General features: G+C 68.7%; 13 protein-coding genes. 5 read left to right on the top strand and 8 right to left on the bottom strand.

Features of this window, described 5'->3' with window-relative positions; genetic code table 11:
* Positions 1–5: 5 nt before the first annotated feature.
* From FBX97_RS09095 to FBX97_RS09075, 5 genes are all read right to left on the bottom strand, one after another.
* A complete protein-coding gene (locus FBX97_RS09095; protein WP_141830504.1) occupies positions 6–899 on the bottom strand; it encodes an SMP-30/gluconolactonase/LRE family protein in 894 nt (297 codons plus the stop codon).
* On the bottom strand, positions 889–2,289 hold the full coding sequence (locus tag FBX97_RS09090) for an MFS transporter (protein WP_141830502.1): 1,401 nt from the start codon (positions 2,287–2,289) through the stop codon (positions 889–891). The genes FBX97_RS09095 and FBX97_RS09090 overlap by 11 nt, the downstream gene beginning before the upstream one ends.
* 99 nt (positions 2,290–2,388) lie before the next feature.
* The gene (locus FBX97_RS09085; RefSeq protein ID WP_141830501.1) at positions 2,389–3,981 is read right to left on the bottom strand and encodes an aldehyde dehydrogenase (NADP(+)); all 1,593 of its coding nucleotides are present in this window, start codon (positions 3,979–3,981) and stop codon (positions 2,389–2,391) included.
* 39 nt (positions 3,982–4,020) lie between these two features.
* Positions 4,021–4,932, bottom strand: coding sequence for a 5-dehydro-4-deoxyglucarate dehydratase (gene kdgD / locus FBX97_RS09080; protein ID WP_141830499.1), 912 nt, complete (start codon positions 4,930–4,932; stop codon positions 4,021–4,023).
* Positions 4,933–5,067: 135 nt separating this feature from the next.
* Complete coding sequence (locus FBX97_RS09075; protein ID WP_141830497.1) at positions 5,068–5,838, bottom strand: FadR/GntR family transcriptional regulator; 771 nt, start codon at positions 5,836–5,838, stop codon at positions 5,068–5,070.
* A 103-nt stretch (positions 5,839–5,941) separates the two neighbouring features.
* On the opposite strand from FBX97_RS09075, the gene garD reads away from it, so the two are divergent.
* Positions 5,942–7,486 (top strand): galactarate dehydratase, encoded by a 1,545-nt coding sequence (gene garD / locus FBX97_RS09070; RefSeq protein ID WP_141830495.1) that lies wholly within the window; start codon positions 5,942–5,944, stop codon positions 7,484–7,486.
* Between the two features lie 4 nt (positions 7,487–7,490).
* Here the strand turns inward: garD and FBX97_RS09065 are convergent, their stop codons facing one another.
* Together FBX97_RS09065 and FBX97_RS09060 are read right to left on the bottom strand one after the other, a co-directional pair.
* Positions 7,491–8,507, bottom strand: coding sequence for a lysozyme inhibitor LprI family protein (locus tag FBX97_RS09065; protein ID WP_141830493.1), 1,017 nt, complete (start codon positions 8,505–8,507; stop codon positions 7,491–7,493).
* Between the two features lie 90 nt (positions 8,508–8,597).
* Entirely contained in the window at positions 8,598–9,557 is a 960-nt protein-coding gene (locus FBX97_RS09060) for an HDOD domain-containing protein (protein WP_141830491.1), read from the bottom strand.
* Between the two features lie 172 nt (positions 9,558–9,729).
* Here FBX97_RS09060 and FBX97_RS09055 point away from each other — a divergent pair, with 172 nt between their 5' ends.
* The 4 genes from FBX97_RS09055 to FBX97_RS09040 all read left to right on the top strand — a co-directional run bounded on the left by FBX97_RS09055 (position 9,730) and on the right by FBX97_RS09040 (position 18,912).
* Complete coding sequence (locus FBX97_RS09055; RefSeq protein WP_141830489.1) at positions 9,730–12,690, top strand: glycoside hydrolase family 2 protein; 2,961 nt, start codon at positions 9,730–9,732, stop codon at positions 12,688–12,690.
* A gap of 217 nt (positions 12,691–12,907) precedes the next feature.
* Positions 12,908–16,222 carry a discoidin domain-containing protein gene (locus FBX97_RS09050; protein ID WP_141830487.1) on the top strand — a complete coding sequence of 1,105 codons (3,315 nt, stop codon included), beginning with the start codon at positions 12,908–12,910 and terminating at the stop codon, positions 16,220–16,222.
* A gap of 193 nt (positions 16,223–16,415) precedes the next feature.
* Positions 16,416–17,633, top strand: a complete 1,218-nt coding sequence (locus tag FBX97_RS09045) for a YeeE/YedE family protein (RefSeq protein WP_141830486.1) — start codon at positions 16,416–16,418, stop codon at positions 17,631–17,633.
* A 124-nt stretch (positions 17,634–17,757) separates the two neighbouring features.
* Positions 17,758–18,912, top strand: coding sequence for an MBL fold metallo-hydrolase (locus FBX97_RS09040; RefSeq protein WP_141830484.1), 1,155 nt, complete (start codon positions 17,758–17,760; stop codon positions 18,910–18,912).
* 6 nt (positions 18,913–18,918) lie between these two features.
* On the opposite strand, the gene FBX97_RS09035 is transcribed toward FBX97_RS09040, so the two are convergent.
* Positions 18,919–19,902 carry an aldo/keto reductase gene (locus FBX97_RS09035; RefSeq protein ID WP_141830482.1) on the bottom strand — a complete coding sequence of 328 codons (984 nt, stop codon included), beginning with the start codon at positions 19,900–19,902 and terminating at the stop codon, positions 18,919–18,921.
* Positions 19,903–19,923: the final 21 nt, after the last annotated feature.

Genomic DNA, 19,923 nt, shown 5'->3' with positions numbered 1-19,923 from the left:
ACGAATTAAAAAGCAAAGGGAGTTTCGGGCAGGCCCTGTACGCCCGCCAGCAGGATTACCGTGGCCCCGGCCGCGGCATCCGGCTGGTCCGGATGCGCCGGGTTGATCGAGGTCACCAGCAGCGTATCGAGCCCGGCGCCGCCGAAGCAGGGCATCGAGGGCTTGGCCATCGGCAGCGCGATGCGGCGCTCGAGCCGGCCGTCGGGCGTGAAGCGCAGCAGCAGGCCGGCGTCGTTGGCGGCCAGCCAGTAGCAGCCGTCGGCGTCGACCGTGGCGCCGTCCGGCCGGCCGGGATAATGGTTCATGTCGACGAACAGGCGCCGGTTCGAGGGCACGCCGTCGTCGATGTCGTAGTCGAAGGCCCAGACCAGCTGGCGCTGCGGGTGCGAGTCGGACAGGTACATGGTGCGCCCGTCCGGCGACCAGGCCAGGCCGTTCTGGGTCAATAGCCCGTCCACCAGCGGCTGCGACAGGCCCTGCTCATCGTAGCGGTACAGGCGGCCGTCGGCGCGGGCGGCCGCCATGTCCATGAACATGGTGCCGCTCCAGAAGCGGCCCTGGCGGTCGCAGCGGCCGTCATTGAAGCGCATGCCGGCCGTGAGCTCGGCCGCCGGTGGTGCGGCCAGGCGTTCGGCGACGACCTCGCCGCCAGCCTGCAGCACGAGCCGGAAGATGCCGCTCTCCATGCCGGCCACCAGGCCGCCGGCCGCGCGCGGCGCCATGCAGGCCACCATTTCCGGCATGGCCCAGCTGGCGACGCGGCCGCTGGCGGCATCCAGGCGCCACACGGTGCGCGCCGGGATGTCGGTCCAGTACCAGGCCCCTTCGCCGGCATGCCAGACCGGACTCTCGCCGACCTGGCAGGCCGGCGCATCGACACGCCGGACGTCAGGTTGCATTCGCCAGCTCCGCGGGCAGCGGCGGCACCTTGGCCGCCGGGATCAGGAGCTTCATGATGCCCCATGCGACCAGGTAGGCCAGCGCGCAGAAGCTGAACATGATCATGTAGCCGGTCTGGATCTGGCCGAGCGCACCGTAGTAGTCGAACAGGCGGCCGCCGGCCTTGGTCACCAGCACGCCGCCGATACCGCCCAGCAGGCCGCCGATGCCGACCACCGAGCCCACGTTATGCTTGGGGAACAGGTCGGACGCGGTGGTCAGCAGGTTGGCCGACCAGGCCTGATGGGCCGAGGCGCCGATGCCGATCAGGATCACCGGGATCCAGTAGCTGATGCCGCCCAGCGGCTGGGCCAGCAGCACCACCAGCGGGAAGAAGGCGATGCGCAGCATGGCTTTCATGCGCGCCTCGAACACGCTGTCGCCGCGCCGGATGAACATCGTGGGCAGCCAGCCGCCGGCGATCGAACCGACCATCGTCATGCTGTACAGGACCGTCAGCGGCAGCGCCATCGCGGTCGGTGCGATGTCGTAGGTCGCGGACAGGTATTTCGGCAGCCAGAACAGGAAGAACCACCACACGCCGTCGGTCAGGAATTTACCCAGTGCGAAGGCCCAGGTCTGGCGCATCGACAGCAGTTCCATCCAGCCGGCCTTGCGCAGCGGCGCTTCGGCCTCGGCCGGGACGTGGCTGCGCGGCGCTTCGACGTCGGCCTGGATGTAGGCCAGTTCTGCCTTGCCGAGGCGCCGCTGCCTGGCCGGCTCGTCGAAGAAGACGGCCCAGAAGATCATCCACAGGAAGCCGATCGCGCCAATCCAGATGAAGGCCGTCTGCCAGCCCCAGACTGCGGCGATGATCGGCACCGTCAGCGGTGCCAGGATCGCGCCGATGTTGGCGCCGGAATTGAAGATGCCGGTCGCGAACGAACGCTCGGCGCGCGGGAAGTACTCGGCAGTCGCCTTGATCGCGGCCGGGAAGTTGCCGGCTTCGCCGATGGCGAGGATGGCACGCGCGACGATGAAGCCGGCCACCGACACCGGCACCGCCGCCAGGCCGAGCGCCGCGAACACGGTGTTGACGGCTTCGCCGACCCAGATCGAGTAAGCGTGGGCGATCGCTCCCAGCGACCATACCGCGATCGCCAGGTGATAGGACAGCTTGGTGCCGAGGCGGTCGACCACGCGGCCGACGAACAGCAGTGCGATCGCGTAGATGAACTGGAAGGCCGCCGCGATGTCGGCGTAGTCGGAGTTGGACCAGCCGAATTCCTTCGACAGGGCCGGCGCCAGCAAGCTCAGGACTTGCCGGTCGAGGTAGTTGATGGTGGTGGCGAAGAACAGCAGGCCGCAGATGGTCCACCTGTATTTGCCGATAGCGTTGGTCCGGGTCATGGTCAGATGTATGTGGATGTTGGTACTGACATGCTTCACTCGGTGGCTGGTGTCTCACGCCAGCCGGGGCCGGGGCCGCCGCGGCGGCCCGTTTGCTGCTTACTGAGCGGACTGCGGCGCCGTCTGCAGCGTACCGTCGACGATGCGCGCCAGCTTCAGCGGATTGTCGTCGCGCAGCGCCGGCGGCAGCAGTTCGCTCGGGACGTCCTGGTAGCACACCGGGCGCAGGAAGCGCTCGATGGCGGTAGCGCCGACCGAGGTCGAGCGGCTGTCCGAGGTGGCCGGGAACGGGCCGCCGTGGACCATCGCATGCGACACTTCGACGCCGGTCGGGAAGCCGTTGAACAGGATGCGGCCGGCCTTGCGCTCCAGCGTCGGCAGCAGGCTGGCGGCCAGCGGACGGTCATCCGCGGTGGCGTGCACGGTGGCGGTCAGCTGGCCCTCGAGGTGGCGGGCCACGGCCAGCAGCTCGGCCTCGTCGCGGCAGGCGATCAGGATCGAGGCCGGGCCGAAGATCTCCTCTTCCAGCGCCGGCGTGGCCAGGTAGGTGGCGGCGTCGCAGCGGTACAGCGCAGCCTGGGCGGCGCAGCCGCTGCCTTCGGCGCTGCCCTGGCCGACCAGGGTCAAGCCGTTGATACCGGTGCGCTTCTCGATCGCATCCGTGTAGGCTTTGTGGATGCCGGCGGTGAGCATGGTGCCGGCGCCCTTGGCGGCCAGCGCTTCGGCGGCGGACGCCGCAAAGGCATCGAACTGTGCGCCGGCCAGGCCGATCACCAGGCCCGGGTTGGTACAGAACTGGCCCACGCCCAGCGTCAGCGAATCGACGAAGCCGGACGCCAGTTTTGCTCCGCCCGCGGCGAGCGCGCCTGGCAGCATGAACATCGGGTTGATGCTGCTCATCTCGGCATATACCGGGATCGGTTCCTTGCGGCCGGCCGCGGTCTGCACCAGGGCCAGGCCGCCGGCGCGCGAGCCGGTGAAGCCGATCGCCTTGATGGTCGGGTGGGCTGCCAGCTTCTGGCCGACCTGTCGGCCCTCGCCGATCAGCATCGAGAACACGCCCTCGGGCATGCCGGTCGCGGCCGCTGCGCGCTGCACCGCCTTGCCGACCAGTTCCGAGGTGCCCAGGTGGGCGCTGTGCGCCTTGACGATCACCGGGCAACCGGCGGCCAGCGCCGACGCGGTGTCGCCACCGGCCACCGAGAACGCCAGCGGGAAGTTCGAGGCGCCGAACACCACGACCGGACCGAGCGGCACCTTGCGCATGCGCAGGTCGGCACGCGGCGGGGTGCGCTGGGGCAGGGCCGAATCCAGGGTCGCTTCCTGCCAGTAGCCGTCGCGTACCACCTTGGCGAACAGGCGCAGCTGGTTGACGGTGCGTCCGCGCTCGCCTTCCAGGCGCGCGGCCGGCAGGCCGGATTCCTGCGAGGCGCGCTCGATGAGCAGTCCGCCGATGGCCACGATCTCGTCGGCGATCGCTTCCAGGAAGCGCGCGCGCTGCTCGGGCTCGATGTCGCGGTAGGCGTCGAAGGCGTCTTCGGCCAGCGCGCACGCCGCCTCGACGTCGTCGCCGTTCGCCAGGCCGAACTCGGGGTCGAGCTGCTGGCGGGTGGCGGGGTTGAAGGCGCGCACGGCGCCGGCGCTGCCGCGCACGATGCGCTGGCCGATGATCATTTCACCCTGGATGGACATGGTGTCTCCTTTATCGGTTATATGGTTGCCGGCTGCCGCTTACTGCGCGCCCTGGGCGACCATCAGCTTGTGCAGCATGTCGCATTCTTCCGGGGTCAGGTCGGTCAGCGGTGCGCGCACCGGGCCGCCGTCGTGGCCGGCCAGGCGGGCGCCGGCCTTGACGATGCTGACCGCGTAGCCAGGCTTGCGGTTGCGGATTTCGAGGTAAGGCAGGAAGAACTGGTCCAGCATGCGGTTCTGGGCGGCGTGGTCGTCGCTGGCGATCGCGTGGTAGAAGTCCATGGCCAGCTTCGGCATGAAGTTGAAGACCGCCGACGAATACACCGGCACGCCCAGTGCTTTATAGGCGGCGGCATACACCTCGGCGGTCGGCAGGCCGCCCAGGTAGCTGAAACGGTCGCCCATGCGGCGCCAGATCTGCATCATCAGTTCGATGTCGCCCAGGCCGTCCTTGAAGCCGATCAGGTTCGGGCAGCGGTCGGCCAGCTTTTCCAGCGACTGCGGGCTCAAGCGGCACTGGGCGCGGTTGTAGACCACGACGCCGATACTGGTCGCGTTGCAGACGGCTTCCACGTGCGCGATCAGGCCATCCTGGCTGGCTTCTGTCAGGTAGTGCGGCAGCAGCAGGATGCCCTTGGCGCCGAGACGCTCGGCTTCCTGGGCAAACTTGATCGCGGCGCGGGTCGGACCGCCGGCGCCGGCCAGGATCGGCACCTTGCCGGCGCAGGTATCGACCGCGGTCTTGATCACGCTCGAGTATTCCTCGTGGGTCAGCGAGAAGAATTCACCGGTGCCGCCGGCCGCGAACAGGGCGGTCGCACCGTAGGGCGCCAGCCATTCGAGGCGCTCCGCATAGGTGCCGGGACGGAAGTTGCCCTCGGCGTCGAAGTCGGTGATCGGGAAGGACAACAGGCCCGAGGACAATACTTGTTTCAGCTCTTGCGGATTCATTGCGTGCGTCTCCAGATGGTCGTGAACGGCAGTGGGTGATGTCGAAGCTAAGTTGTATGTCATCGTACAACTGAAAATCGAACTCCGCAACCAAATACTTTGCCTGGCCCGTTGCCGGACCGGCGGCAGGCAGGCTCAGCCGAGCGACGCTTCCAGGCGCTGCTGGGTCTGGCGCAGGCGTTCGCGGCTGTTGGAGAGGTGGGTGCGCATGGCGGCGCGCGCCGCTTCCGGGTCCTTGCGCAGGATGGCGTTGTAGATATCCTCGTGTTCGCGGTTGACGCGCTCGAGGTAGTCGCCCGGCCGCTCCGGCTCCAGGCCGGGCGTGTTCAGGCGCGCGCGCGGGATCAGGGTGTTGCCGAGCTGGCCCAGCATCTCGACGAAATAGCGGTTGCCGGTGGCTTCGGCGACCAGGCGGTGGAAACGGACGTCGGCTTCCACCGAGGTGGTGCCGGACGCCAGCGCGCGCCCCATGTCGGCCAGCGCTTCGCCCAGTTCGGCCGCCTGTTCGTCGCTGCGGCGCGACGCCGCCAGCCAGGCGGCCTCGGTTTCCATGCTGATGCGCAGTTCCAGGATCGCCAGCACGTCGCGCACGGTGACGATGCTGTCGGTGTCGATGCCGAGCGCGCCCGCCGGCCGTTCCAGCACGAAGGTGCCGATGCCGTGCCGGGTCTGCACTGCGCCCGAGGCCTGCAGGTGCGAGATCGCCTCGCGCACCACGGTGCGGCTGACGCCGTATTGTTCCATGATCGCCGACTCGGTCGGCAGCTTGTCGCCGGGCTTCAGCAGCGACTGGCGGATACGGTCGTTGATGTCCTCGACCACGCCCTGCGCGAGGTTGCGGTGTTTCTTGCGGCCGGCAGGCGCGGTGTTGGGGCCGGCGGCGGCAGGGGCGGCGGTCGAGCTCATGGGTCGGTTGGATGAAAGACAGGTTGACGAGTCTTATTATACCCACGATCCCCACCATGGACCTCGTGATATGATGTCTGACGACTATTGTAGCGAGACCCTGATGCGACCCGACGCCCCGCGCACCATCCGCATGCATCCGAACGATAACGTCGCCATCGTCGTCAACGACGGCGGACTGGCCGCCGGCGCACGCCTGGCGGACGGGCTGGTACTGCGCGAGCACGTGCCGCAGGGGCACAAGGTGGCACTCGCCGACCTGCCCGAGGGCGACGCGGTGGTGCGCTACGACGTCGCCATCGGTTACGCACTGGCGCCGATACCGGCCGGCAGCTGGGTCGCCGAGACGCTGCTGGCAATGCCGGCGGCGCGCGGACTGGACGCGCTGCCGGTGTCCACGCGCGTCGGCGCAGCACCGGCGCCACTGGAAGGCTTTACCTTCGAAGGCTACCGCAATCCGGACGGCAGCGTCGGCACCCGCAACATCCTGGCGATCACCACCACCGTGCAATGCGTGGCCGGCGTGGTCGAGCACGCGGTCAGGCGCATCAAGGCCGAGCTGCTGCCGAAGTACCCCAACGTCGACGACGTGGTCGCGCTCGAACACAGCTACGGCTGCGGCGTCGCGATCGACGCGCCCGGCGCCGAGATCCCGATCCGCACCGTGCGCAACCTGGCGCTGAACCCGAACTTCGGCGGCCAGCCGATGGTGGTCAGCCTCGGTTGCGAAAAGCTGCAGCCGGCGCGCCTGTTTCCCAAGGGTTCGATCCCGATCCTCGGCGATGCCGGGCCGGCGCACGTGTGCCTGCAGGATGCCGGCCACGCCGGCTTCCAGTCGATGATCGATGCGATCATGGGCACCGCCGCCGACAAACTGAAAGTGCTGAACGCGCGCCGCCGCGAGACCTGTCCGGCTTCCGAGCTGGTCGTCGGCGTGCAGTGCGGCGGCAGCGATGCCTTTTCCGGCGTCACCGCCAACCCGGCGGTCGGCTTCGCCACCGACTTGTTGGTGCGGGCCGGCGCCGCCGTGATGTTCTCGGAAACGACCGAGGTGCGCGACGGCATCGCCCAGCTGACGGCACGCGCCGCAACGCCGGCCGTGGCCGCGGCGATGATCCGCGAGATGGCGTGGTACGACGATTACCTGCAGCGCGGCGGCGTCGACCGCAGTGCCAACACCACGCCCGGCAACAAGAAGGGCGGCCTGTCGAACATCGTCGAGAAGGCGATGGGGTCGATCGTGAAATCCGGCTCGTCTCCGATCGCCGGGGTGCTGGCGCCGGGCGAGAAGCTGCGGCAGAAGGGCCTGATCTACGCTGCCACGCCGGCCAGCGATTTCATCTGCGGCACGCTGCAGATGGCGGCCGGCATGAACCTGCACGTATTCACCACCGGGCGCGGCACGCCCTACGGCCTGGCGGCGGTCCCGGTGATCAAGGTGGCCACCCGCAGCGAACTGGCGGCGCGCTGGCACGACCTGATGGACGTGGACGCCGGCCGCATCGCCACCGGCGAAGCGACGATCGAGGAGACCGGCTGGGAACTGTTCCGCCTGATGCTGGACGTCGCCAGCGGCCGCAAGACCTGGGCCGAGCAGTGGAAGCTGCACAATGCGCTGGTGCTGTTCAATCCGGCGCCGGTCACCTGAGGCTTTAAAGGCCGCGTGCAGTGTACCGCAGGGCGGCGATGCGCTGGCCGGTCAGCAGTGTGTTCACGGCGTTGGCATCGGCTTTCAGTTGCCCCGCAAAGGCGGTGAAGGCATCGCGGTAGGCGATCCAGGCGCGTTCGGCGGTGCGCACGTCCTTGCGCTCGATCGTGGTATCGCCGAGGCGGTCCGGCCAGCCTTCCTGCGGCGAGGGCGCCGCCATCAGTTTGCGGTACAGCTCGTTCAATTCACGGTCGCGCGCCGCCGCGTCCTGGGGCGACGCCGGGGGCAGCTTGCCGCTGGCGGCGTCCAGCACCGCCTGCATGAACTGCTCGCGCATCTTTTCCTCGCGCTGGATCACGAGCGAGGGCGCCGCCGTGCCCTGCATGTCGGTCTCGGCGCCGGCGGCAAGGGCGTAGCGTCCAGCCGCCGCCTGTAGCCGCTGGAAGGCCACGCGTGCCGGGGGCGGCAAAGCCGCAGCCATGCGTTCGAGGCGGGCGTTGCGCACCCGCCCGTTCTGGTCCTCGTGGATCGCCGCGCAGACGGTGCCCATGCGGCCACTGGTGATGTCGTCGCACTGGTCGAACACGGCGTTGGCGGGCAAATTGGCCAGGTGCTCGATGCGGCCTGCCATCTCGGCCTTGGCGGCGTCGACCTGGCAGGCCTGGTGGATGGCGCTGTCGGTATTGCGCGGCACGCCGAAACCGTTCGCGTACAGCATCATCAGTACGGCATGGTCGTCGTGCGCCACGGCGCAGGCGCGCACCTGGTCCCATTCCGCCTGCGAGGTGAGGGCCTGGCTGCGCTTGCGGTAATACAGGTCGCTCGCGTCGCAGCCCGCCGGGGCGCTGGCGGCCGGCTTCGGCGGCGACTGTTTTTCGACGCGCATGCACTGGCGGTACCAGGCTTCGTCCTTCGAGAACGGCACGCCGAAGCTGCCGCTGTTCGGGTAGGGAGCGGCGGCCGCCGGCAGCATGATGCAGGCGGCCACGATGGCCAGGAAAGATTGCCGATAGCGGTACATGGGGTGTCCGGAAGGTGGAGAGGCTTTATATCCTAGCCCAGGCGGGCGCCACAAATGTACGCACTTTTTCACGGGGGTGCGGCACCTGCCTCAGGTTTCCACGTTCTCCAGCTTGCCCAGGCAGCGGCGCTGGAAGCTGGTCAGCCCGTCGGCAACCATCGGATCGTCCTCGCCGAGGACGTGGGCATCCACCAGCATGCGCAGCTTGGCGATGCGGTCGCCCTGCGCCAGCGCCTGGGCCAGCACGGCGTCGCCCGGATCCCCGGCACGGGCGATGGCGGCTGCCACGTCGGGCGGGAAATCCCAGTGCGTGGCGATGCCGGCCGAGATCTCGCGCGACGCTGCCAGCAGGGCGGCGCCGAATCCCGTGTCGGCCGGGACGCTGCCGGGGTGGGTGCGGTCGGCCAGGCGCAGCGCGACCATCAGGCCCACGTTCTGCATCAGGCCGGCGAGGTAGGACTCGAACACGCCGGCGGTGAGGCCCGGCGCCATCAGGCTGGCGGCCAGCGCGCACTTGACCGACTGGTCCCAGATGCGCGGCGCGGCCCGTTTGGCGAAGCCTTCGGCCTGCATGTTGACGATCGGGCGGAAGGCGATGCGCGCCAGCAGCATGCGCAGGCCGTTCTGGCCGAGCATGACGATCGCGGCTTCGGCATTCTTGACCGGCGTGATCGGGCGGTAATAGGCGCTGTTGGCTTCGCGGATCACCTCGGCCACCAGCACAACGTCCTGGGCCACCTGGCGCGCCAGTTCGCTGCTGGAGGCATCCTCGTCGCCCAGGCTGCGCAGCAGCTGGGGCACCACCTCGGGCACGCGCGGCACCAGCTGTGCGGATGCGGCCGGGTCGCGCGCGAGCGTGCGCACCTGGTCGAGGATGCGCTGCATCAGGTCGTCCGGCACCTCGGTGGCCGCGGAAGCGGTCAGCCACTGGTACCAGGCGGCGTCGATGCCGGCGCCGGCCGGGTCGAGGGATGGGGCCGGCGCCGCCGGCTGAGCCGGGGCATCGGGAGCGTCCGGGCGGGGTTTCAATCGGTTCAGCCAGTTTTTCATGGGCGCGTGCATTCTTGCGACAGGGTCAGGCCGCATTGTAGCGCGCCAGGGCCAAACCCGGGTGCCGGCAGCGGGAAAGCGAACGGTCACGATGTTGATCGCAGGACATGTTCCGGTGTCGACCTGGACTGCTAATATTTTAGTGGACCAGTCGAACCCTACCAGGATGCCCATGAAGCCACGCCTCGCCCCGTTCTGCCTGTCGCTCTCGTTCGCCGGCCTGCTGGCCGCCGCCGCGCTGCCAGCCCGGGCCGAAAGAGCGCTCTACGATTTCAATCCGGGCTGGAAGCTGCTGGTCGGCGACCCCGCCGGCGCCGCCAGGCCGGGCTTCGACGACAGCGCCTGGCAAGCGGTGACGCTGCCGCGCGCCTGGAACGAGGACGACGCCTTTGCCAAGGACATCACCGAGCACGCGACCGGGATCGCCTGGTACCGGAAGCATTTCAGGCTGCCGGGCCTGAAGCCGGGCCAGAAGGTGTTCGTCGAGTTCGAAGGCGCGCGCCAGGCGGCCGAGGTCTGGGTCAACGGCAGGCGCATCGGCCTGCACGAGAACGGTATCAATGCCTTCGGCTTCGAGATTGCCGGCGCCCTGCAAGAAGGCGACAACGTCATCGCGGTCCGTACCGACAACAGCTGGGAGTATCGCGAACAGGCCAGCAACCAGAAGTACCAGTGGTCGGACAGGAACTTCAATGCCAATTACGGCGGCTTGCCGAAGAACGTGCGCCTGCACGTCACCGAAGCGCTGTACCAGACCCTGCCGCTGTATGCGAGCCTCGGCACCACCGGCGTCTACGTCTACGCGCGCGACTTCGACATCCCTGGCCGCAGCGCCACCGTGTGGGCCGAATCGCAGGTGCGCAACGACGGCGCGCAGCCTCGGTCCTTCACCTATGAGGTCGAGCTGCGCGACAAGGACGGCAAGCGCGTCGCGCGCTTCTCGGCCCCGGCGCAGACGGTGGCCGCCGGCGCCACCGCCACCGTCAAGGCGAGCGCCAGGGTGAACGGCCTGCATTTCTGGAGCTGGGGCTACGGCTACCTGTACGACGTCGTCACCACGCTGAACGTCGACGGCAGGCCGGTCGACAGCGTCACCACGCGCACGGGCTTTCGCAAGACCGGGTTCGGCGCGGGGCTGGTCAAGCTCAACGACCGCGCGATCCAGATCCACGGCTATGCCCAGCGCACCTCGAACGAATGGCCGGCGATCGGCATGTCGGTGCCGGCCTGGCTCAGCGACTACGGCAACGGCATGGCGCTGGCCAGCAATGCCAACCTGATCCGCTGGATGCACATCACGCCCTGGAAGCAGGACGTCGAGTCGCTCGACCGCATCGGCCTGATGCAGGCGATGCCGGCCGGCGATTCCGAAGCCGACGTCAGCGGCAAACGCTGGGAGCAGCGCATCGTCGCCATGCGCGACGCCATCGTCTACAACCGCAACAGTCCCAGCATCGTGTTCTACGAAAGCGGCAACAAGGGGGTGAGCCTGGAGCACATGCGCGAGATGAAGGCGCTGCGCGACCAGTTCGACCCCTTCGGCGGACGCGCATCGGGCAGCCGCGAAATGCTGAGCAGCGCGCTGCAGGCGGTGTCCGAATACGGCGGCGAGATGCTCTATATTAACAAGAGCGCACGCATGCCGGTGTGGGCGATGGAATATGCACGGGACGAGGCGGCGCGCAAGTTCTGGGACGAGCTCACGCCGCCCGGGCACAAGGAAGGCGACGGCCCGCTGCACAAGGGCCAGAGCGCGGCCGCCTATAACCGCAACCAGGACAGCTTCACGCTGGAGGACGTGGCGCGCTGGAACGACTACTACCGCGCCCGGCCGGGCACCGGTACCCGTGTCTCCAGCGGCGGCGTGAATATCGTGTTCTCGGACAGTAACACCCACCACCGTGGCGCCGAGAACTACCGCCGCAGCGGCGAGGTCGACGCGATGCGCATCCCCAAGGACGCCTGGTATGCGCACCAGGTGATGTGGGACGGCTGGGTCGACGTCGAGCGCCCGCGCGCCCACATCGTCGGGCACTGGAACTACGTACCCGGCACCCTCAAGCCGGTCCACGTGGTGTCGAGCGCCCACTCGGTGCGGCTGACCCTGAACCGCAAGGATGTCGGTGCCGCGCGCAAGCGCGACGGTTTCGTGTTCACCTTCGATGCGGTCGCGTGGCAGCCCGGCGAGCTGAAGGCGGTCGGCTACGACCCCGCCGGCCAGCCGGTATGCGAAGCCGTGCTGGCCACCGCCGGCAAGCCGGCGGCACTGCGCCTGACCCGCGTGGCGGCGCCGCACCCGCTGTACGCCGACGGCGCCGACCTGGCGCTGCTGCAGGTCGAGGTGGTCGATGCCAAAGGGCAGCGCAATCCGGTCGCACTGGACACGGTCCACTTCGACCTGCAGGGTCCGGCCGAATGGCGCGGCGGCATCGCCCAGGGGCCGGACAACCATATCCTGGCGCGCGACCTGCCGGTCGAGGGCGGCGTCAACCGGGTGCTGGTGCGCAGCACCACCCAGCCCGGCAGGATCACGGTGCGAGCCCGTGCCGACGGCCTGGCGCCGGCGGAGCTGAGCATCGATTCGGCTGCCGTGCAAGTCGCCGACGGCCTGGCGCCGCCGCCGCCGTCGCTGCCGCTCAATCTGGAGCGCGGGCCGACGCCGGCCACCGCGTCGTATCGCGTGCAGCGCGTCGCGCTGCCGGTGGCGTCGATCGAGGCGGCCAGCAACGGCGCCGATGCGAACAACAGCATCGACGACGACGAAACCACCAGGTGGACCAGCACCGGCGGCGCCGGCGCCGCCATCACCTACACATTGGCGCGCCCGGCCGAGCTGTACGAGATCGATCTCAAGCTGGCCGGCTGGCGCGAGAACAGCTACCCGCTGCGCGTGTTCGTCGACGGCGAGCAGGTCTGGCAGGGCAGCACGCCGAAGAGCCTCGGCTACGTGACGCTGCCGCTGAAGGCGCGCAAGGGCAGCCAGGTACGCATCGTGCTGGACGGCGCCATCGACCAGAGCGGGGCGATCAGGCTGACCGAGGTGGCCAACCAGGCCAACGTCGATACCGGCAGCAAGGCCACGCCGAAGGGCGCGCTGTCGATCGTCGAGGCGGAATTCTACGCGCGTCCATGACAACGGCGGCCCGGATGCCGCCCCCGGAGCAGGGCGCCGCCTGCGCCTCGCATGCCTGTCCAGGGCCGGCCCATACCGCTCACCGGCTTGAGTATTTCGAGCGCAGCCGGGCAGATGGGCCTCGACGGGGCCTGTTTGCCCGGCATTTCCTTTATATTGACGCGGCTGCGGCGCCGCCACCCTGTGCTGCCGTCCACGACACGCAGGAACGATAACAATGATCGAGACACCCCGACTGCTCACTTTTGCGCTGGCGTTCGCGCTGGTATCCACCGCCGTGCAGGCCGCGCCGACGGCCACCGTGATCGACCTGGCCGGCGACTGGCAGTTTGCGCTGGACCGCGACGATCGGGGCGTCGCCCAGGGCTGGGCGGCAGGCGCGCTGCCCGACCGCATCCGCCTGCCGGGCATCCTCAACGCCCAGGGCTACGGCGACGAGATCAGTGCGCGTACCCCGTGGGTGCTGTCGCTGTACGACCGCAGCTGGGACCTGCGCGAGGACTACAAGGCCTACACGGCACCGGGCAAGGTCAAGGTGCCGTTCCTGAGCCAGCCGCCGCGCCACTATCTCGGCGCCGCCTGGTATGCACGCGAGGTCGAGGTGCCGCGCGGCTGGCAGGGCAAGCGCGTGCAGCTGCGGCTGGAGCGGCCGCGCTGGGGCTCGACGGTCTGGATCGACGGGCGCGAAGCCGGCAGCGTGCGCAGCCTGGTCGCCGAACACGATTACGAACTGGGCACGCTCGCCCCGGGCAAGCACCATATCGCGGTGCGCGTCGACAGCCGCCTGCTGCTGCCGTACCGGCCGGATTCGCATGCCGTCTCCGATTCGCTCGGCATGAGCTGGAACGGCATCGTCGGCGACATGTCATTGCGCGCCACCACGCCGGTGTACATCGACGATGCCCAGGTCTATCCCGACGTGGCCGGGCGCAGCGCCCTGGTGAAGCTGCGCATCGGGAACAGCGGCGGCAAGGCCGGCAGCGGGGTGGTCGTCGCCAACGGCAAACGCGTCCCGGTCAGCTGGACCGAGGCGGGCGGCAGCGCCGAATTCCGTGTCCAGTATCCGAAGAACGCCCAGACCTGGGACGAATTCCACCCGGTGCTGCAAAAGATGACGCTGGCCCTGCGCGGCGCCGGTGCCGACGATGCGCGCGCGCTGTCGTTCGGCTTCGTCCAGATCGCGGCGCAGGGCACGGCACTGCTGGTCAACGGCCGCCCGACCTTCATGCGCGGCACCCACCACGGCGGCGATTTCCCGCTGACCGGTTACCCGCCGACCGACGTGGCGTACTGGAAGAAGATCTTCACGATCAACAAGGCCTGGGGCATCAACCACATGCGCTTCCACTCCTTCACGCCGCCGGAAGCGGCCTTCCAGGCGGCCGACGAGGTCGGGGTCTACCTGCAGCCGGAACCGGGCATGTGGAACAACATCTCGCCCGGCTCGCCGCTGGAAGCGATGCTGTACGAGGAAACCGAGCGCATGATCCGCGCCTACGGCAACCACCCCTCCTTTTTGATGCTCAGCCCGAGCAACGAACCGTCGGGACGCTGGAAGGAATCCTTCGACAAGTGGATCGCCCACTACCGCAGCGTGGATCCGCGCCGCCTGTACACCAACGGCACCGGCCACACCGAGCCGAGCGTGCCGGCCGTCGACCAGGGTACCGACTACCTCGCCATCCAGCGCATCGGTCCCAAGCCGCTGCGCAACAAGACCGGCTGGTTCGGGCGCGATTACGCCGCCTCGCTGGAAGGGATTTCGGTGCCGGTGCTGTCGCACGAGACCGGCCAGTGGGTCGCGTATCCGGACTTCGGCATCATCAGGAAATTCACCGGTTACCTGCAGCCGGGGAACTACGAGATCTTCCGCGATTCGGCCGAGAAGCACGGCGTGCTGGACCGGAACCGCGCCTTCGCGCTGGCCTCGGGCCACTACCAGCTGATCTGCTACAAGGAAGAAATCGAGGCGGCGCTGCGCACGCGCGGCCTGTCCGGCTACCAGCTGCTCGACCTGCACGATTACCTGGGGCAGGGCACGGCGCTGGTCGGCATCCTCGACACCTTCTGGGAATCGAAGGGCTACGCCACGCCGGAAGCGTTCCGCCGCTTCAACGGCGAGACGGTGCCGCTGGCGCGCCTGACGCGCAACGTGATGACCACCCGCGACAGCCTCGACGTGCCGGTGGAAATCGCCCACTACGGCGCCGCGCCGCTGGCCCACGCGGCGTCGTACTGGCGCGTCGAGGATGCGGCCGGCAAGGCGGTGCGCAGCGGCAGCTTCGACACGCGCGACATCCCGGTCGGCCACAACACGGCGCTGGGCCGCATCCAGGCCTCGCTGGCCGGCCTGCCGGCACCGGGCCGCTACCGGCTGGTGGTGGGACTGGACGGCGGCAAGATCGCCAACGACTGGACCTTCTGGCTGTATCCGGAGGCGGCGCCGGCGCCGGCGCCGTCCTCGGTGCTGGTCACGCACTCGTGGCCGGAAGCCGAGGTGCGCCTGAACGCCGGCGGCGACGTGCTGTACATGCCGCGCAAGGCCGACCTCGACTGGACGTCGCCGCCGCTGGCCGACGTGCCGGTGTTCTGGAACCGCCTGATGAACCCGGGATGGGGCCGCATGCTGGGCCTGTCGATCGACAACAAACACCCGGCGCTGGCCGCCTTCCCGACCGCGGAACACTTCGACTGGCAGTGGACCGAGCTGGTGAGCGGCGCCCGCGCCATGAACCTGGACCGCCTGCCGCGCGGCCTGCAGCCGATCGTGCAGCCGATCGACGACTGGAACCGCAACTACAAGCTGGGCACGCTTTTCGAAGCCCGCGTCGGCCAGGGGCGGCTGATGGTGTCGACGCTCGACCTCGAGAACCGCCTGGAACAGCGCCCGGTGGCGCGCCAGCTGCGCCAGTCGGTGCTGGCCTACATGGCCGGCGGCGCCTTCCGGCCGCGTACCGCGATCGATCCGGCGGCCTTCCGCGCGGTGCTGTTCGATACCCGCGTGATGAAGAAGCTGGGCGCCCAGGCCAGCGGCTGGCCGGATGCGGCCAACGCCATCGACGGCGATCCGAATACCTATTCTCTGGTCAGCGTTGCCAAAGGCGAGACGACTCGTCCACAGCCCGAGCTGACGGTCGCTTTTGCCCAGCCGGTGCCGTTCAAGGGCCTGGTGCTGATGCCGCGCCAGAACCACCGCGAGCACGAAGGCGACGTGCGCGAGTGGCTGGTCCAGGTCAGCGACGACGGCCAGGGCTGGCGCGAGGTCAAGCGCGCGGTGCTCGGCTCGACCTTCGATCCGCAGACGGTGGCCTTCGATACCGGCGTCACCGCGCGCTACCTGAAACTGACGTCGCTGTCCGGCTTCGGCCAGGACCGCGCCAGTGCGCTCGCCGACGTGGCGGTGATGTACACCGGGCCGGCGCTGCCGGAAGAGGCGGGGGAGGTCGAGTACAAGCGCTCGAAGTCGGCGTCCATCGATGTGGATGAGGCGGGGATGGAGGACAGGCGGCCGGCGCGCAAGAAGAAGCAATAGGGGGCAAACACCGTTGTGGGACAAGCACCGTCGTCCCCGCCTGCGCGGGGACGACGCCTTCGAACAGCGCGGAAAACTGCCCGGCACCCCTGGCATCGCCATCCCGGCCGCTGGCCAAAACATGGCCGCCCCTGCAGGAAACCGTAAAAAGCGCGAAAATAACGGTTTACGTCTTTTCGTGGTTATGCTTCAAATGTCCAATACTGCATCCTTACCCCTACCGCGCCGCGCCGACATCAACCCGGCGCCGCTCGGCGTTTCCATCCTGCTCATCCTGCTGGGCACCTGGTACCTGGCCCAGAACGTCGGCGCCAAACTGGCCGCCCTGTACGTGGTCGGCGCGCTGCTCGGCCTGTCGCTCTACCACGCCGCCTTTGGCTTCACCTCGGCCTGGCGCGTCTTCATCGCCGACGGCCGCGGCGCCGGCCTGCGCGCCCAGATGCTGATGCTGGCCGTCGGCGTGGCGCTGTTCTTCCCGGCGTTATCGAACGGCACGCTGTTCGGCAACCCGGTCACCGGCCTGGTGTCGCCGGCCGGCACCTCCGTCATCGTCGGCGCCTTCATCTTCGGCATCGGCATGCAGCTCGGCGGCGGCTGCGCCTCCGGCACCCTGTACACGGTCGGCGGCGGCAGCACGCGCATGATCGTCACGCTGGCCGCCTTCATCGTCGGCTCGCTGATCGGCACCGCCCACATGCCGTTCTGGACCTCGCTGCCGCAACTCAAGCCGGTGTCGATGGTGACTTCGCTCGGCCTGGTGCCGGCACTGGCCCTGAACTGGATCGTGTTCGCGCTGATCGCGGCCGTCACGGTCGTGGTCGAAAAGCGCCGCCACGGCCGCCTGGTGGCGCCGCAACTGCGCCCGGTGGCGGGTTCGCGCTGGCTGAACGGTCCGTGGCCGCTGGTGGCCGGCGCGCTGGCGCTGGTGGTGCTGAACTTCGCGACGCTGGCGCTGGCCGGCCGTCCATGGGGCGTGACCTCGGCGTTCGCGCTGTGGGGCGCCAAGGCCGCCGCCGCGGTGGGCATCGACACCGCCGGCTGGGCATTCTGGAGCACCAAGGCGAATGCCGCCGCGCTGGCCGCCCCGGTCACGCACGACGTCACATCGGTGATGGACGTCGGCATCGTGCTCGGCGCGATGCTGGCCGCGGCGCTGGCCGGCCGCTATGCCCCGGTGTGGCGCCTGCCGCTGCGTTCCTTCATCGCCGCCGTGGTGGGCGGCCTGATGCTGGGCTACGGCGCGCGCCTGGCCTACGGCTGCAACATCGGCGCCTACTTCAGCGGCATCGTGTCGGGCAGCCTGCATGGCTGGCTGTGGCTGGTCGCCGCCTTTGCCGGCAACGTCTTCGGTACCCGGCTGCGTCCGCTGTTCGGTCTCGAGGTCGAGCGCGTCAAGCTCGGCGGCTGCTGATCGGTCGAGCCTCCCGGCTGAGCGATTCCGTGCTCAGCCGTATTGTTTTCGCTCAAAGTCGAGGCTGGATATGTCCGTATCGTGTACTGTCGAACAAGGACGACAGATCACGAGGAGACATGACATGGCCTGGATGGGTAAGCGGTTACTGGCCGCAGCGGCGCTCGGCGCCATCCTTGCGCTGGCAGGGTGCCACGGCAAGGACGATCAAGACGACCACGGCGCTCCGGTACCCGGCGGGCCGCTGGTACCGGATACCGGCAGCGTGGCACCGACCGAAGTCCGCATGACCTGGTTCGGCATCTCCAACTGGACCTTCAAGATCGGCAAGCTGAACATCCTGATGGATGGCTATACCACGCGTATTCCCCAGGATTATTTTTCCGGCGGTGGCGGCGGGCTGGCCACGACCAAGGCCGCCTGGCCGATCGACAAGGCGGCGGTCGACCGCCTCTACGGCGTGCTCAAGAGCGGACCCGGCGGCCCGGTCAACCTCCTGATCACGGGCCACAGCCACTTCGACCACAGCTTCGACACGCCGTACTGGGCCCAGATCACCCGGGCACCGATCGTCGGCTCCCGCACCACCTGCTACCAGGCACGGGCGCTGGCCGTGCCCGCCTCGCAATGCATCGCGGTCTACGGCGGCGAAAAGATCGTGCTCAACCAGTACGTCACCATGCGCGTGGTGCGCTGGAACCACAGCGGCTCGCACGAGACCAATCCTGAGCAGCACGATCCGATCGAGCTGCAAAAGGTGCCGACCCCCGATGCTGCCGGCAACCTGCGCGGCGGCGTGGCCGAGGACTTTCCCAACGGCGGCGGCAACCGCGGCTACCTGTTCACCATCACGACGCCGAACGCGCGCCAGCTGACCTTCTTCGTCACCAACTCCGGCGCCCCCCAGGATCTGGACACGGACAGCATCACCGACGGCATCAACTACGGCAAGCCGCTCGACAGCCTGCGCAAGGCGATGGCCGATGCCGGCCTGCCCGCGGTCGACGTCTGGATCGGCGCCGGCGGCCAGCCGGTGGCGGCACTGGCGCTGCCGATCCTGAAACCCAAGGCCTATCTACCGAACCACCTCGGCAGTTTCTACGTGCCTTTTCAGCTCGGCAACACCTCACCCTTCAACGATGCGGCGCTGACGGGCTACCTGGCGCAGAGCAATGTGGCCCTGGTGCCGCCCAACCAGTACCTGGATGCCTGGGTGCTGGATGCGGACGGCTTCCGCCAGGTGGACAACGCGCAGATGAAGCAGGCCTACAGCTTCTAGCGGGCGTCAGTAAGGCCCGCGGATGAACTCGCGCACGTTGTCGCGGTACACCTGCGCCAGAGCCGCATGCAGCGCGGCCGGCAGCGGGGCGACGTTCGACGCTTCGACGTTGCCCTGCACCTGCGCCGGCGAACTGGCGCCCGGGATCACGACCGAGACTTCCGGATGGTCGAGGATCCAGCGCAGCGCCATCTGCGCCATTGTCATCGACGGCGGTACCAGCGCCGCGACCTGTTCGGTGGCGGCGATGCCGCGCTCGAGCTCGAGGCCGGCGAAGGTCTCGCCGACATTGAAGTGGGCGCCGTCGCGGTTGAAGTTGCGGTGGTCGTCGGCACGGAAGGTGGTGGCACGCGTGATCTTCCCGCCCAGCAGACCGCTGGCCAGCGGCAGGCGCACGATGATGCCGACGCCTTGCGCGGCGGCCCTCGGCAGCAGCTCCTCGGCCGGTTTCTGGCGGAAGATGTTGAAGATGACCTGCAGCGAGGCCAGATCGTCCTGTTCTAGGCAGATCATGCCTTCCTCGACCGACTCCACGCTCGCACCCCAGCGCTTGATCAGGCCTTCCTGCTGCAGTTCGCGCAGCCAGTCGAACACGTGGCCCTGGCGCAGCACCTCGGTCGGCACACAGTGCAGCTGGGTGAGGTCGAGGGCTTCCATGCCGAGGCGCTCGATCGAGCGCAGGGTGGCCTCGCGCAGCGATTCCCTGGTATAGCCGTCCGGGTAGATGCCGGCGCGGCCCAGCTTGGTCGCGACGACCAGGCCTTGCGGGCGGCGCTCACGGATGAATTGACCGATCGAGCGCTCGCTGGCGCCGTCGCCGTAGACGTCGGCGGTGTCGATGAAGCGCACGCCGGCGGCGTAGGCGTTCTCGAGGGTCTGGCGCGCGACCGCGTCGTCCCAGTCGTCGCGCCAGCCACCGCCCAGTTGCCAGCATCCGAGGCCGATTTCAGGAACGGCCAGTCCACTCTTGCCAAATTGTCGCAGCTTCATCTTCAACACAGCCTCATTCAA

The sequence above is a fragment of the Herbaspirillum sp. SJZ107 genome, assembly GCF_006715485.1.
In the GTDB taxonomy this organism is placed as follows: Bacteria; Pseudomonadota; Gammaproteobacteria; order Burkholderiales; family Burkholderiaceae_D; genus Telluria.
This window is presented reverse-complemented; position numbering and strand designations above follow the sequence as displayed.

What these genes read in the sequence shown, in the direction of transcription:
- FBX97_RS09090 (WP_141830502.1), bottom strand. Translation starts at nt 2,289, where the DNA reads ATGACCCGGACCAACGCTATCGGCAAATACAGGTGGACCATCTGCGGC.
- FBX97_RS09095 (WP_141830504.1), bottom strand. Translation starts at nt 899, where the DNA reads ATGCAACCTGACGTCCGGCGTGTCGATGCGCCGGCCTGCCAGGTCGGC.
- FBX97_RS09040 (WP_141830484.1), top strand. Translation starts at nt 17,758, where the DNA reads ATGGCCTGGATGGGTAAGCGGTTACTGGCCGCAGCGGCGCTCGGCGCC.
- kdgD (WP_141830499.1), bottom strand. Translation starts at nt 4,932, where the DNA reads ATGAATCCGCAAGAGCTGAAACAAGTATTGTCCTCGGGCCTGTTGTCC.
- FBX97_RS09050 (WP_141830487.1), top strand. Translation starts at nt 12,908, where the DNA reads ATGATCGAGACACCCCGACTGCTCACTTTTGCGCTGGCGTTCGCGCTG.
- FBX97_RS09035 (WP_141830482.1), bottom strand. Translation starts at nt 19,902, where the DNA reads ATGAAGCTGCGACAATTTGGCAAGAGTGGACTGGCCGTTCCTGAAATC.
- FBX97_RS09055 (WP_141830489.1), top strand. Translation starts at nt 9,730, where the DNA reads ATGAAGCCACGCCTCGCCCCGTTCTGCCTGTCGCTCTCGTTCGCCGGC.
- FBX97_RS09065 (WP_141830493.1), bottom strand. Translation starts at nt 8,507, where the DNA reads ATGTACCGCTATCGGCAATCTTTCCTGGCCATCGTGGCCGCCTGCATC.
- FBX97_RS09045 (WP_141830486.1), top strand. Translation starts at nt 16,416, where the DNA reads ATGTCCAATACTGCATCCTTACCCCTACCGCGCCGCGCCGACATCAAC.
- FBX97_RS09085 (WP_141830501.1), bottom strand. Translation starts at nt 3,981, where the DNA reads ATGTCCATCCAGGGTGAAATGATCATCGGCCAGCGCATCGTGCGCGGC.
- garD (WP_141830495.1), top strand. Translation starts at nt 5,942, where the DNA reads ATGCGACCCGACGCCCCGCGCACCATCCGCATGCATCCGAACGATAAC.
- FBX97_RS09075 (WP_141830497.1), bottom strand. Translation starts at nt 5,838, where the DNA reads ATGAGCTCGACCGCCGCCCCTGCCGCCGCCGGCCCCAACACCGCGCCT.
- FBX97_RS09060 (WP_141830491.1), bottom strand. Translation starts at nt 9,557, where the DNA reads ATGAAAAACTGGCTGAACCGATTGAAACCCCGCCCGGACGCTCCCGAT.